The sequence below is a fragment of the Lentzea nigeriaca genome, assembly GCF_016907955.1.
Taxonomy (GTDB): Bacteria; Actinomycetota; Actinomycetes; order Mycobacteriales; family Pseudonocardiaceae; genus Lentzea; species Lentzea nigeriaca.
In genome coordinates, this window is sequence record NZ_JAFBCX010000001.1 from 852,683 (window position 1) to 865,345 (window position 12,663).

13 protein-coding genes and 1 pseudogene are annotated in these 12,663 nt (G+C 69.1%); 8 read left to right on the plus strand and 6 right to left on the minus strand.

Annotated features, from left to right (window positions below; genetic code table 11):
• Nucleotides 1-6: 6 nt before the first annotated feature.
• Nucleotides 7-1,341, minus strand: coding sequence for a glutamine synthetase family protein (locus JOD27_RS03095; RefSeq protein WP_307829847.1), 1,335 nt, complete (start codon nucleotides 1,339-1,341; stop codon nucleotides 7-9).
• A gap of 364 nt (nucleotides 1,342-1,705) precedes the next feature.
• On the opposite strand from JOD27_RS03095, the gene JOD27_RS03100 reads away from it, so the two are divergent.
• Nucleotides 1,706-2,221 (plus strand): MarR family winged helix-turn-helix transcriptional regulator, encoded by a 516-nt coding sequence (locus tag JOD27_RS03100; protein WP_307829848.1) that lies wholly within the window; start codon nucleotides 1,706-1,708, stop codon nucleotides 2,219-2,221.
• A gap of 129 nt (nucleotides 2,222-2,350) precedes the next feature.
• On the opposite strand, the gene JOD27_RS03105 is transcribed toward JOD27_RS03100, so the two are convergent.
• The 3 genes from JOD27_RS03105 to JOD27_RS03115 form a co-directional block, all read right to left on the minus strand.
• On the minus strand, nucleotides 2,351-3,700 hold the full coding sequence (locus JOD27_RS03105; protein WP_204760532.1) for a pyridoxal phosphate-dependent decarboxylase family protein: 1,350 nt from the start codon (nucleotides 3,698-3,700) through the stop codon (nucleotides 2,351-2,353).
• Nucleotides 3,701-3,750: 50 nt separating this feature from the next.
• A complete protein-coding gene (locus JOD27_RS03110) occupies nucleotides 3,751-5,997 on the minus strand; it encodes a glycosyl hydrolase family 95 catalytic domain-containing protein (protein WP_204760533.1) in 2,247 nt (748 codons plus the stop codon).
• A 73-nt stretch (nucleotides 5,998-6,070) separates the two neighbouring features.
• Nucleotides 6,071-6,784 (minus strand): molybdate ABC transporter substrate-binding protein, encoded by a 714-nt coding sequence (locus JOD27_RS03115; RefSeq protein ID WP_204760534.1) that lies wholly within the window; start codon nucleotides 6,782-6,784, stop codon nucleotides 6,071-6,073.
• A 150-nt stretch (nucleotides 6,785-6,934) separates the two neighbouring features.
• Between JOD27_RS03115 and JOD27_RS03120 the strand changes: the two genes are divergently transcribed.
• The 4 genes and pseudogenes from JOD27_RS03120 (at nucleotide 6,935) to JOD27_RS44495 (ending at nucleotide 9,344) form a co-directional block, all read left to right on the plus strand.
• Nucleotides 6,935-7,636, plus strand: a complete 702-nt coding sequence (locus JOD27_RS03120) for an energy-coupling factor ABC transporter permease (protein ID WP_204760535.1) — start codon at nucleotides 6,935-6,937, stop codon at nucleotides 7,634-7,636.
• On the plus strand, nucleotides 7,633-7,932 hold the full coding sequence (locus JOD27_RS03125; RefSeq protein ID WP_204760536.1) for a PDGLE domain-containing protein: 300 nt from the start codon (nucleotides 7,633-7,635) through the stop codon (nucleotides 7,930-7,932). The genes JOD27_RS03120 and JOD27_RS03125 overlap by 4 nt, the downstream gene beginning before the upstream one ends.
• Nucleotides 7,933-7,973: 41 nt before the next feature.
• Nucleotides 7,974-8,567 (plus strand): annotated as a pseudogene (cbiQ, locus tag JOD27_RS44490) (cobalt ECF transporter T component CbiQ); the annotation flags it as partial.
• Complete coding sequence (locus tag JOD27_RS44495) at nucleotides 8,556-9,344, plus strand: energy-coupling factor ABC transporter ATP-binding protein (protein ID WP_239566479.1); 789 nt, start codon at nucleotides 8,556-8,558, stop codon at nucleotides 9,342-9,344. The pseudogene cbiQ and the gene JOD27_RS44495, both read left to right, overlap by 12 nt.
• On the opposite strand, the gene JOD27_RS03135 is transcribed toward JOD27_RS44495, so the two are convergent.
• Nucleotides 9,323-9,838, minus strand: coding sequence for a TetR/AcrR family transcriptional regulator (locus JOD27_RS03135; RefSeq protein ID WP_204760538.1), 516 nt, complete (start codon nucleotides 9,836-9,838; stop codon nucleotides 9,323-9,325). The two genes, JOD27_RS44495 and JOD27_RS03135, sit on opposite strands and share 22 nt — an antisense overlap.
• A 63-nt stretch (nucleotides 9,839-9,901) precedes the next feature.
• Between JOD27_RS03135 and JOD27_RS03140 the strand changes: the two genes are divergently transcribed.
• From JOD27_RS03140 to JOD27_RS03150, 3 genes are read left to right on the plus strand one after another with little or no spacing between them, the layout of a single operon-like run.
• Nucleotides 9,902-10,372 carry a nuclear transport factor 2 family protein gene (locus JOD27_RS03140; RefSeq protein WP_204760539.1) on the plus strand — a complete coding sequence of 157 codons (471 nt, stop codon included), beginning with the start codon at nucleotides 9,902-9,904 and terminating at the stop codon, nucleotides 10,370-10,372.
• Nucleotides 10,369-11,283, plus strand: a complete 915-nt coding sequence (locus tag JOD27_RS03145) for an aminoglycoside phosphotransferase/kinase family protein (protein ID WP_204760540.1) — start codon at nucleotides 10,369-10,371, stop codon at nucleotides 11,281-11,283. Before JOD27_RS03140 ends, JOD27_RS03145 begins: the two co-directional genes overlap by 4 nt.
• A 12-nt stretch (nucleotides 11,284-11,295) precedes the next feature.
• On the plus strand, nucleotides 11,296-11,925 hold the full coding sequence (locus tag JOD27_RS03150) for a GNAT family N-acetyltransferase (RefSeq protein WP_204760541.1): 630 nt from the start codon (nucleotides 11,296-11,298) through the stop codon (nucleotides 11,923-11,925).
• Here JOD27_RS03150 and JOD27_RS03155 read toward each other — a convergent pair.
• Nucleotides 11,922-12,653, minus strand: coding sequence for an RDD family protein (locus tag JOD27_RS03155; protein ID WP_307829849.1), 732 nt, complete (start codon nucleotides 12,651-12,653; stop codon nucleotides 11,922-11,924). The two genes, JOD27_RS03150 and JOD27_RS03155, sit on opposite strands and share 4 nt — an antisense overlap.
• Nucleotides 12,654-12,663 lie beyond the last annotated feature (10 nt).

A 12,663-nucleotide genomic window follows, 5' to 3' on the forward strand; every position in this document is an offset into this window, starting at 1 on the left:
GGTGAACTATAGGTGGTACGCGTACTCGGCGAACTCCCAGTCGGTCACGAACCGCTGGAACCGGGCCACCTCCTCCCACTTGAAGTCCACATAGGACCGCACGAAGTCCTTGCCCAGCACCTCGACCATCGCCGCGTTCTCCTCCAGATAGGCGAGCGCGTCGGGAAGCGTGGCGGGCAGCGTCGGGGCCTTCGACGGGTCGTAGCCGTACCCGGCGGACGGCCGCGGCGGCTCGATCCGGTCGCGAATGCCCAGGTAGGTCGCCGCGATCATGCCCGCGATGCCGAGGTACGGGTTCGCGCTCGCGTCACCGAGACGCAGTTCGAGCCTCGTGGTCTCGCCGCGCTCGGCCGGGACGCGGAGCATCGCGCTGCGGTTGTCGAGACCCCAGTCGATCAACCACGGCGCGAGCGAGTCCGGGCCGAACCGCTTGTAGGAGTTGACCGTCGGGTTGAGCAGCGCGGCCAGGGCGGGGGCGTGCTTGAGGATGCCGCCGATCGCCCAGCGAGCCTCGTCCGAGAGGCCGTGCGACGTGCCCGCCGCCTGGAACGCGTTGCGGCCGTCCTTCTCGTGGCACGACAGGTGCAGGTGGAAGCCGCTGCCGCCGCCGTCGTTGAACGGCTTGGCCATGAACGTGGCGAGCCGGCCCTCCCTGCGCGCGAGCTCCTTGACGCTCGTCTTGAACCGGAACGCGCGATCGGCCGCGTCCATGGCGGGCGAATGGACCAAGTTGATTTCGAACTGCCCACCCGCGTACTCGTGGTTGCCGCCGGTCGTCTGCAGACCCGCCGAACTGAGTGTGCGAAGAGTTCTCAACAGATGACCGTCTGAATCGCCCCTGCGTCCGGTCGCATACACGTTGCCCGGCTCATCGCAGTAGGGCCGCCACCCGTTCGGGCGATCTTCGTCGGGTTCGCAGAGAAAATATTCCAACTCGGGACCGACCACCGGCGACAGGCCCGTCGTCTCGAATATCTCCAGTGCCCGGCGCAGCACCTGCCGCGGCGATTCGTCCACGGGTCTTTCGTCAGCGGGGCTCACGGCGTCGCCGATACACCACGCCACGCCCGGTTCCCACGGAATCGGCAGGAGCGTGTCGAGGTCGGGAACCACGATCACGTCGGGCAGTCCGGCGTCGAGCACACCCCCGTTCTCGGTGGTCTTGCCGCCGGGCGTGGTGTTGTAAACGGCCCGGCAGAACGACAGTCCGCGCTCCGTAACCGCAGGTAGATGCTCCACGAGGACGTCACGCCCGCGGTCGGTGCCCAGCAGGTCGGGGAAGACGACGCGCACCACGTCGATCCCGTCCTCGCCGAGCCGCGACGCGAGTTCTCGTGTCACCTGTTCACCGACCACGTCGAACTACCTTTCCGGCACAGTGTGTCGCTGGCGCGGAGGGGATAACGTTGAGACGCAAACGCTATCGACCCGTCCGTGGAGCAAAGACCAGTCGGTGCTCCGCACTCATCGTCCACCACGGGGCAACAGTCCGTAACTGGACGGGTGACGACTGTCACGAGATCATGCACGATGTGGGATCGTGATCAAAGTGGTTGCGGACCGACTCGCACCACATCACAGACATAGTTCGGAACCGCAAGTATTGTGCCGGGAACACCTGAGCTCGAGCACGGGAGACTTTGAGTTGTCTGGTCACCACACGATTGCCGAGACCGAGAAAGCCGTCCAGGCCAAACTCGGTGCGGTGCCGCTGCATCGCGAGCAGATGGCGGCGGTGTCGAACATCCACCGCGCCGCCACCGCGATCCGCCAGCACCTCGAGAACTCGGTGCTGCGCACCAGCGATCTGACCTGGACCGGCTTCGTCGTGCTCTGGGTCGTGTGGATCTGGGGCGAGATGGAGACGCGCTACGTGGCCGAGGAGGCTGGCATCTCCAAGGGCACCCTGACCGGCGTCGCCAAGACGCTGCAGTCACGGGGCCTGCTGGAGCGCCTCGGCCATCCCACGGACGGGCGCCTGGCGGTTCTGCGGCTCACCCCTGAGGGTGAAGAACTGATGGGCGACCTCTTCCCCAAGTTCAACGAGGAAGAGGTGTTCGTCTCCAACCCGCTCGAGTCGTCCGAGGCCCAGTCGCTGGCCGAGATGCTGCGCCGCATGGTGACGCACCTCGAGGCCAACGGCGAGCAGCGGCGGCTCGACCTGCGCGGAGACACGCCGCTGCCGCCGCGCCGGTCCGGACGACGGGCCAAGCACGGCTGAGCCGCGCGCCCGCCTGGGCGACTCACCGAGGGTGAGTCGCCCATTTCGGCGTTCCCGCCCGCTCCCTGCTTCCGCCGCACGCGGGGGCCTCCCGTCCTCCAGGAGAGTACGAAAGCTCCCCGCGTACTCTCAGAGCAGGCTGAGGACGCGGGTGTGGAGGGTGTCGAGGTAGTCCTCGGACTCCGGCTTCATCAGCACGCTCCGCAGTACCCGCGCACCGTCCGCATCGGCCTCCACCTCGGGGTGCCGCGCCGCGAACGCCGCCTTCGACGCCCGTGCCACGCTCAGGAAGATCGGGTCGAAGGCCGCGTTCATGCCGGTCTCCATCACCCGGTGCGCGGCGGCGTCCACAGCCGACAGCGTCAACGGGGTGGTCCGCGGGAAGTACGTGACGATGTCCAGCTCGGGCTCCTGGTAGAGCTCGAGCTCCTCCGACTCGCGGATCATCGACGCCCACCGCACGGCTGCCCGCCGTCCGGCCGCCAGGACCTCGCCCAGGCCGTCGCGGGTCAGCGGGAGCAGGCGCAGGGTCAGCCAGAGGCCCGCGGCGGCGGCGCCGGCGCGGGAGCATTCCAGGCTGATCTCGCCCAGGTGCATCTCGTCGGACGTGAAGTACGTGTAGGGGGAGTCGTGAAGGTAGAAGCGGCCCACGGACGGGTCGCGGAACAGGACCGCGCCGCAGCCGTAGGGCTGCAGGCCGTGCTTGTGCGGGTCGACGACGACGGAGTCGCACGACCCGATGGCCTCCCACGGCTCGGGCGCCAGGTCTGTGCCCGCCAGCAACGTGAAGAAGCCGCCGTACGCACCGTCCACATGCACCCGTGCGTCGTAGCGGCGTGCGATGTCCAGCACGAGATGCACCGGTTCGATGGCGCCCAATGCGGTGGTTCCCGGAGTCACGACGACGGTCCCGACCTTGCCGCTGCGCAGAAGCTCTTCGAGAGCATCCAGATCCATGCGCCCACGACCGTCCACGGGCACCGGGAAACCCTCGATACCGAGCACACCGCACATGCGTGAGTGCGTGTAGTGAGCCTCGGAGGAGTACGCCACACCACGAGAGGGATGCAGCGAACGGGCCACGAACAATGCTTCCAGGTTCGCGATCGTGCCGCTGGAGGTCAGGTGGCCCAGGTGTTCGGAGGAGTACCCGAACATCGACGCCAGCGAGGACACGACCTCGCGTTCCATCGCGGCGGTGGCGGGGCCGCCGTCCAGGGCGTGGTTGTTCGGGTTGATCAGCATCGCCGACAGGTAGCCCACGACGGCCGCCGGGTGCGGCGGCTTGAGCATCTGGCCGGCGTAACGGGGGTGGAAGAACGGGTAGTTGTCGCGCAGGCGGTCCTGGAGCTCGGCCAGCGCGGAGCCGAAGACCGCCGGGTCGACGTGCAGGGACGAGTGGGGTGTGAAGGCTCCGTACTCGGCTGTCCACTTCTCGTGGTTGGCCAGCGCCTCGTTGAGCCAGTGCTGAAGATCCACCGCACACACCCCACTCGTCCCGCACACACCCGAATGTTCGAATTTGTACGTTACGGCAGACCCCAGCGCGGAGACGAGCCGTTGGCGGCCACATCGCGTGCCGAGACGTCGGGCCGGCTCCCACGACGTGAGACAACAGCCGTCTGACCTCGCCGAAGCGGGATTTCAACAGCCGAACCACGGGTCTTGTAGTCCAACCGGCGGCCCCAGCCGTCGCGCACGTCGATGTCGCCGGTGATGCCATGCTCCAGGACCAGGGGCGCGCCCGCCTCCGAGTGGACCTTCACCCAGTCGGTGCGTCCGCCCGAACGGGAGGCGTCGACCAGGAACGCGCCCTGTGTCCTCAACGAACTGATGGACGCGTCGGCCCAAGTGGACGACACCGACGGGAAGACGCGCACGACGTTGTTGTGCGACTGGACCATCATCTCCAGCACCGCCTGGCCGGACATCAGCGGCGACTCGATCGCGAGGTTGCCGCCCTCGCGGTAGAAGGAGTTCTCGGTCAGCACGGCGTTGGTGCCGACCTGCTTGCGTTCGAGGAAGTAGCGCAGGAACGACAGCGCGTCCTCCGGCCGGCCCATCGCGGAGTACATCGCGGACGCGGCGCCGTAGCTGTAGCCCGCCCACAGCTCGCGGCGCGACGTCCAGAGGTCGACCGTCCGCGTGATCAGCGGGCGGTGCTCCGGCATGTCCCACGTCAGCTCGCGCAGCGGGTAGAACCACAGCAGGTGCGAGAAGTGGCGGTGCGAGTCCTCCAGGGCCTTGTCGCGGCCGATCCGGACGCCGCTCGCGTCCTGCGAGTAGGGCGTCAGGCGGTTCAGCACATCACGCCAGCGCGGGTTCTCCTCGATCGACAGCAGCGTCCTGACGCCCCAGCGGATCAGCGACAGGTCGTAGGTGGTGTCCACGCTGTTCGCGTACTCCGGCGAGCGCGTCTCCGGCAGGTGCAGCTTGCCGTCGGTGCCCTCGACGAGGAACCGGGCGTAGTAGTTGACCGCCTTGGTCAGGATCGGGAACAGGACGTCGGAAAGGATCCGCTCGTCCATCGTGTGCCGGTAGCCCAGCCAGACGTTGTGGCAGGCCCACAGAAGATTGCCCGTGTGGTCGTTCGGCGCCACGCCGGGCACGCCGCAGTAGCGCGGCCCGCAGCGCAGCGTGCGGTCGCCGGGGTGGCAGATCGCGTACGAGTCGCCGTCGCGGTAGGAGGGGTTCACGTTCAGTTCGAGGTTGTGCTCGAACCGCTTCAACGTGCTGGTGACGGCGTCCAGCTCGTGGTGGTTCGAGCCGTTGACCAGCGGGTACGAGATCTGGACGTTGAGGTTCCACCACACGGCCGTCCAGCTGTTGCCCTGCTCGGGGAACCACGGCCCCCACTCCGTGATGACCGGTGCGTCGGCACGGGTGGCGGCGGCCATCTTGTAGAGCTGCAGCCAGTAGAACCGCTGCACCAGCTTGTCCGGCACCGACACCAGCGACTTCGAGTAGTAGGCGTTCCACCAGCGGCGGTGCTGCATCGCCAGCACGTCGAACGGGATCGCGAGCGCCTGACGGACCTCACGGATCGCGTCAGACGTGTGCGTGTCCGCCGGGTGTGTGTACGCCACGTGGGCCGCGAAACGGCCGTCACGGGTCTGCCAGGCCGTCGTGTAGCCGCCGCCCGCGAGCAGCGGCTGCGCGGCGTAGGAGACGCCGTTGGCGGTGCCCAGGGTCGGCGCGGGGTTGGCCGTGTAGTTGGCGGGCCTGCGGATCTGGCGGGTCGTCGCCGACTCCAGCGGCTGGAAACCCCACGTCACGTCACCCTTCACCGACGCGAGGAACGTGCTGCGCGTGTTGTGCACGAGCATCGTGAAGGCGGCGGTGCCCTGCGTGGTGGTCACCGAGCTGGTGAGCTCGGCGTTCCACAGGTCGAGCGTCCAGTCGACCGCGGTGACCGCACCCGCGAAAGCCAGGGTCAGGTACCCGATCGGCAACCGCGACAGGCCGATCGCGGCCTCCCAGTGCTCGCGCTGGTCCTGCACCTCGGAGTGGCTGAGCATGAGCTTCAGCTCGTTCGGCGTGCGTCCCGCGTAGACCTGGACGCCCAGGAAGCCGTTCGCGAGAAACGGGCTGTCGCCCCAGTTCTGGGGCAGCCGCCGCCACTCCATGCGGGCGTCGCGCACGACGTCCCGGTGAACGCTGTGACCCGATGTTTCCGGAAGCGTGGGTGAGGCGACCGCGGTGCCCGTACCGAGCGCAGATGCCCCAACGGCCGCGCCTGTCCCGTACAGAAAGGTTCTACGCGACAGCTCTGTCACTGTTCAGTCCCTCCGTGCCGTGGCGGCGGCGGAAGGGATCTTACGCAGAATTCATCCGATGACTAGGGCGTGACTAGGGCAGCTCGAACCCGACCTCGGTCAACCGGGCCCGCCCCTGCTCGCTGAAAACGTAGTCGTAGAACTTCTTCGACTCGGGTGAACCGGACACCACGGCGATCGGGAACCTCTGGTCCGCGCGCACCGGCACGGAGAAGATCCCGAGGTCCGGCTTCGCGTCCGTGGCGTAGACGAACGCCGAGTCGACGTCGCCCGCCGTCAGCTTCTTGAGCGTGTCCTTGACGTCGTTCCCGACCGCTGCCGGTGTCGCGTCGGCGAGGCCGGCGGCGGTCAGTGCCGCCTTGGTCGCCACGCCGCAGGGCGTCTCCTCCGCGCACATCGCGAACGACGCCCGCGGGTTCGCCTGGGCGGAGAAGCTCTCCAGGGCGCGGACGTTCTTCGGGTTGCCCTGCTTGATCGCGAGCACCAGCCCGGTGACCGCGAACACCTTCGAGTCGTACTTCATGTTGTCGCGGCTCGCGGACGCGAAGACGTCGGCCTCGTCGGCGTGCTTCTCCAGCGCCGAGCCGGCGTCGAAGACGAGCTCGACCTCGATGCCCTGCGACGCCTCGAAGTCCTTGGCGATCTTCGTGAACGACTCGGTGAGCGCCGAGTCCGCGTACACCGTGAGCGGCTTCGGCTCCCGGCGTGGCGGCGGCGCGTCCGCCTTCGGTGCGGACGAGCAGGCCGCGAGCACGGCCACGAGCAGCAGCGGGAATCGCTTCGTCATTTCGGAACCCCCCAGTTCGCGGTCACCCTAGCGAACCGGCCGGGTGCCGTGGCACGAAAGCCGGCTGTGACCACCAACTCGCACTTACCCGAAAATTGTTGTTGCATACAGCTGGCCATAGCGGCCACCCGGCAATTAGCGTGATCAGTCATGTCCCCTGTTGCCATGCACATGAGCGACGGTCTGCTGAACGCGCCGGTCTCGGTCGCCTTCCTCGTCATCGCGGCGGTGGGCGTCGGTTTCGCGCTGGTCAAGGCTCGCGCTGACCTCGACGACCGCACGGCGCCGATGGCGGGGCTGGTGGCCACGTTCATCTTCGCCGTCCAGATGATCAACTTCCCGATCCTGCCCGGCGCGTCGGGACACCTGCTCGGCGGCGCGCTCGCGGCGATCCTGGTCGGCCCGTACGTCGGCGCGCTGTGCGTGACGATCGTGCTGGTCGTGCAGGCGTTGCTGTTCGCGGACGGCGGGCTCACCGCGCTCGGCGCCAACGTCACCAACATGGCGCTGATCGGCACCGCGACCGGGTTTCTCGTCGCCGTCGCCCTGCGCAGGCTGACCGAGCGGGGCAAGGGCGGTCTCGCGGCCGTCGCGTTCGTCTCCGCCTTCGTCAACACCGTGGTCGCCGCGACCGGCTTCGTCGTCGAGTACGCGATCGGGGGCGCGGGCGGTGTGGAGATCGGCAAGGTCGCGCTGCTGATGTGGGGACTGCACGCGTTGATCGGCATCGGTGAAGGGCTGATCACGGCCGTCACCGTCACGTCGGTTGCCTCGATCCGGCCCGACCTCGTCCACCTGCTGCGTGGCAACAACACCGGTTTTGGCAGCAAGCCGCTGGAGGTCCGGTCGTGAAGAAGTTCTTCCTCGGGTTCGCGCTGGTGTCGCTGCTGATCGCGGGCGTGCTGTCGTACTTCGCCTCCGGTGACCCGGACGGCCTCGACAAGACCGTCGAGGACGCGGGCATCGCCGCCCACGCCAGGGAACACCCGCTCGCGGGCAGCACGTTCGCCGACTACGCGCTCGGCGGTGACAGCAGGTTCACGGGCCTCGCGGGTGCGCTGGGCGTCATCGTGGTGCTCGCCCTGTCGTTCGGCCTGTTCTGGTTCCTGCGCAAGAAGTCTCCCCGAAACGATTTGGCGGACAAGTGAGCGGCAGCCACGACGTCCTGCACCACACCGGCGACTCGCCGGTGCACCGGCTCGCGCCCCACGTGAAGATCCTCGTGGCGTTCGGGGCGGTGCTGGGCGTCGTGGCTACGCCACGCACGCTTTTCCCGCTCTTCGGCCTGTACCTGCTGTTGATCGTCGCGGTGTGGACGGTCGCGCGCGTTCCGGTGCTGTGGTTCGTGAAGCGCGCGGTGATCGAGGTGCCGTTCGTGGTGCTCGCGTTCCTGCTGCCGATCTTCGGCACCGATCCGCGCACGGACGTCCTGGGCGTCTCGGTGTCCGTGGAAGGCGCGCTGGCGGGCTGGAACATCCTGGTGAAGGGCACGCTCGGGGTCCTGATCAGCTTGACGCTGGCCGCCACGACGGCGCCCGGCGACCTGCTGAAGGGGTTGCAGGCGCTGAAGGTGCCCGCGCCGCTGATCATGATCGCCACGCTGATGCTGCGCTACGGCGAAGTCGTTGTGGGCGAAGCGAAACGCATGCGTGTCGCCCGCATCTCCCGCGGCGACGATCCGCGCTTCCTGTGGCAGGCGGGGGCCACCGCACGCGCGGTCGGCACACTGTTCATCCGGTCCTACGAACGCGGAGAGAGGGTGCACCTGGCGATGGTGTCGCGAGGCTGGACAGGTGGGGCCGCCGGCTCGGCGACGATCGTCCCGGAGATCCCTTCCGCACCCGCGCTGGAGGTCTCGAAGCTCGCCTTCGCCTACCCCGACGGTCATCAGGCGCTGTTCGGCATCGATCTCCGCGTCGAGCGGGGCGAACGGGTCGCGGTGCTCGGCCCGAACGGCGCGGGCAAGACCACGTTCGCCTTGCACCTCAACGGAGTTCTCTCCGGCGGCAGCGGCACGGTGGCGATCGCGGGGCTCGAGGTCACCAAGAAGAACCTGCGCGAGATCCGGCGCCGCGTCGGCCTCGTGTTCCAGGATCCCGACGACCAGCTGTTCAGCACGACGGTCGCCGAGGACGTGGCGTTCGGGCCGCGCAACTTCGGACTGTCCGATGTGGACGGCCGGGTGCGCGAGGCGTTGAACGCCGTCGGCATGGAGTCCGTCGCGGACCGTTCGCCGCTGCACCTCTCCGGCGGGCAGCGGCGCCGGGTCGCCCTGGCGTCGGTGCTGGCGTGCGACCCGGAGATCCTCGTGCTGGACGAGCCGTCCGCGAACCTCGAACCAGTGGCCCGCCGCGAACTGGCCGAGCTGCTCCTGACGCTGGACCGCACGATGCTGATGGTCACGCACGACCTGCCGTTCGCGCTGCAGCTCTGCCCCCGCAGCGTGCTGATCGACGACGGCGTGGTCGTCGCGGACGGCCCGACCCGCGAGATCCTCGCCGACGCCGACCTGCTCGCCCGGCACCGCCTGGAACTGCCCTACGGCTTCCGGCTCGACTGAAGCCCGCTCACCACGATCTGCAGCAGCACGGAGGGGTTCGCCCCCTCGTGCATGCTCTGCAGCATCCCCTTCATCAGCACCACGAGGTCCGTGGCCGTGACGTCCGCGCGCACCGCACCGGCCTCCTGCGCCCTCGTCAGCAACCCGTCCAACGCCGCGTGGAGGTTCTTGCGCAGGTCGGACGACACGGTGATGGCATCGGACATGTCCCGCTTCACCTCGGCCTCGTCCGCCATCCGGCCGAGGAACGCGAACAGCGCCGCCGCCGGATCGTCCGTGGGTTCGTTCGCCGAAGCGATCAACGCGGCGACCCGTGCCTCCGTCACCGCCTGGAACAGCGCCTGCTTCGTGGGGAAGTGGCGGTAGACCGTGCCGGGTCCGACGCCCGCCCTGACGGCGATCTCGTCCAGCGGAACCTCGTATCCCTGTGCTGCGAACAGTTCCCGTGCCGCATCCAGCACCTTCTCGCGATTCCGCGCGGCGTCGGCCCTCATCGTTGCCAACCGGGGCGTGCGTTCCGTATCGTCATAACCGGGGTCACCGTTCCGATTCTAGAGATGGGGGCACGACACATGGCACGCACGCCCGAACAGATCGTCGAGCACGTCCGCAAGATGGTGGCGGGGGAGGAGACGCACTCGCAGTTCGCCGACCTCTTCGCCGAGGACGGCGTGATGGCGTACCGGTTCCCGACGCACTGGCAGCCGGAGGAGATCAAGGGACGTGAGGAGATCCGCGCGTTCTTCACCAAGGTCCGCGGCGCCGGGGTGCGCGACCGGATCGAGATCCAGAACGTGGAGGCGATCTGCCGCCGCACCGACGACCCGGACGTCGCGGTGTCCGAGATCGTGCACCGCGGCTGGTCGAAGGTGAAGCAGGACTACTACACGTTCACGGCCGTCGCGATCATCCACCTGCGCGACGGCGAGATCGTCCGGTACGACGACTACATGAACCCGCTGCTGCTCGCCGAGTTGCTCGGCATGCCCTACCAGGCAAGCGAATCCGTGGCACAGTCGACGGCATGAGCCTTCCCGACCTGCCCGCGTGGCTGCCGGGGTGGTGCGCGGACCACCTGGGCAGCGGGCCGGTCGGCGTGGTCTACGAGCGGGTGTCGATCTCCTCGGTCTTCGGCCTGAAGCTGGCCGACGGCCGCGAGGTCTACGTGAAGGCACGGGAGGACGACGGCCGCGCCGAGTCGTGCCTCACCGCGCAGGCGGTCCTGGCGGAGCGAGGGCTCCCGTGCCCTCGCCCCGTCACGCCGGTGACGATCGTCGGCACGCTGGCCGTGCACGCCGAGGAGTCGCTGCCCGGCGGCGCGATGCTGCTCGGCGACACACCGGACATCGCCCGGCGCTACGCCGCCGTGTTCGCCAGGCTGATGGCCGCACTGGCGGACGTCGAGGTCGCGCCGCCGCTGCCGAACCCGCGCTGGTCCCGGTGGGACCACACGGGTCCCGGGCTGTGGCCGCCGATCGCCTTCCTGGACGAACGCGACCAGAGCGTGGTGCCCGAGTTCGTCGTCGCCTCGGCCGAACGCGTCCGGAAACGGTTGTTGGCCACCGATCTGCCGTGTGTGCTGGGGCATGCCGACTTCGAGGCCCAGAACCTCCGCTGGCGGGGCCGCGAGGTGTGGGCCGTGCACGACTGGGACAGCCTGGCGTGGCAGCCGGAGGCGGCGCTGGTGGGTGCGGCGGCCGGGGCGTTCGCGAGCGCCTCACCGCCGACACTGGCCCCGATCGAGAGTTCGAAGGCGTTTCTCGAGGCCTACCGGGAACTCCGGGAGTTCAGTCAGGAGGAGTGGGAGGTCGCGTGGGCCGCGAGTCTGTGGGCTGCCGCGCACAACGCCCGGTGGGAGGCACTGCACGGGGACGCGCCGGTGTCGATCGAGGCCGTCCGCGAGCAGGCGGCGGAACGGCTCCGCCGCGCGAACGCGTGACAGGATCGGAGCATGATCGATTCCCGGACGGTCGAGGTCGTCACCGACTGGGTGCAGGGCTGGGCGTTGTCCCGCGGCACCCCGGATCCCGTGCCAGAGCACGACGGCTACCGCATCGACGTCGGCCTGCCCGATCACCGGGTGCGGTACGTCCTGCCCGACCCGGCCTCGGCCGGCCCGCGCGCCGCCGGACTCAGCGAACCCGGCACCTGGCTGAAGGTCTGCGGATCGCCGGAGCAGGTGCGGCTGAGCCCCGAGTGGACGATCGGCGCGCCGGAGCACCTCATGAGCCTCGAACTGGACGCACTCGCGTCCGTCACGCCGCCGGATCCCTACACCGTGGAACTGCACAGCACCGGTGACGTGCACGACGTCGTCGTCCGCGCCGCCGACGGCCAATGCGCGGCGAAGGGACGGGTCGCGGTGCGCGGTCGTGCCGCTGTCATCGACGTGGTGGAGACCGACCCGGCGCACCGCAGGCGCGGGCTCGGCAGCGTCGTCATGGCCGAACTGTGCCGCGCCGCCGCGGACGCGGGTGCGGCGCGTGCCGTGCTGGTCGCCACCGAAGACGGGCGCGCGTTGTACGAGAAGCTCGGCTGGACGGTCGAGTCACCGATCACCGCCGCGCACCTGGCGGCCTAACCAGCCGCGCGACGCCTGCGCTCCGCCAGCACCGCCGCCAGGTAAGGATGCGGGTGCGTGTACTCGACCCGCGGCGACCGCACCGCCGCACCCACGTCGTCGGCCAGCCGCGCGCCCAGCTCCCACCGCGCCTTCTCGCCCAGCTCGTGGTACCGGCTGAGGTACTGCCGGGCGGCCAGCACCAGTTCGTCCGGCAGCTGCGACAGGTCGAGCCCGCGCGCCCAGTCGGCGAGCTGCGGCGGCATGTCCACGAGCTCCACGTCCTGCCGCGGCACCCGCGTGTGGATCACCAGGGTGCCTGCCAGGTAGTCGCCCACCCGCTTGCCCTGCGGCGAGAACAGCGACACGAACAACGCCACCGCACCGGCCAGCCCCAGCGCCCAGAAGTCCACGAAGAACCCGCCCAGCGCGCGCACCAGGGCGTGCCGGAACCGGATCGCGCCGCCGTCGTCGCGGACGACGCGCAGGCCCATCACGAGCTTGCCCAGCGAACGGCCGCGCGTCAGCGTCTCCACCGTGGTCGGGTAGCCGATCAGCACCAGCACGGCGAGGGCGAGCGCCAGCGCGGTCAGCAGCGCGTCGTCGACGTCGAGCGGCATGATCAGGTAGACGAGCAGCAGCAGGAGGACCTGCACGGCCACGTCGAACGCGAACGCGACCGCCCTGCTCGCGAGCTTCGCGGCGCGCAGGTCCAGAACTACGGCTTCACCGGTGACGAGGTCCCCCACGCCGATAGTG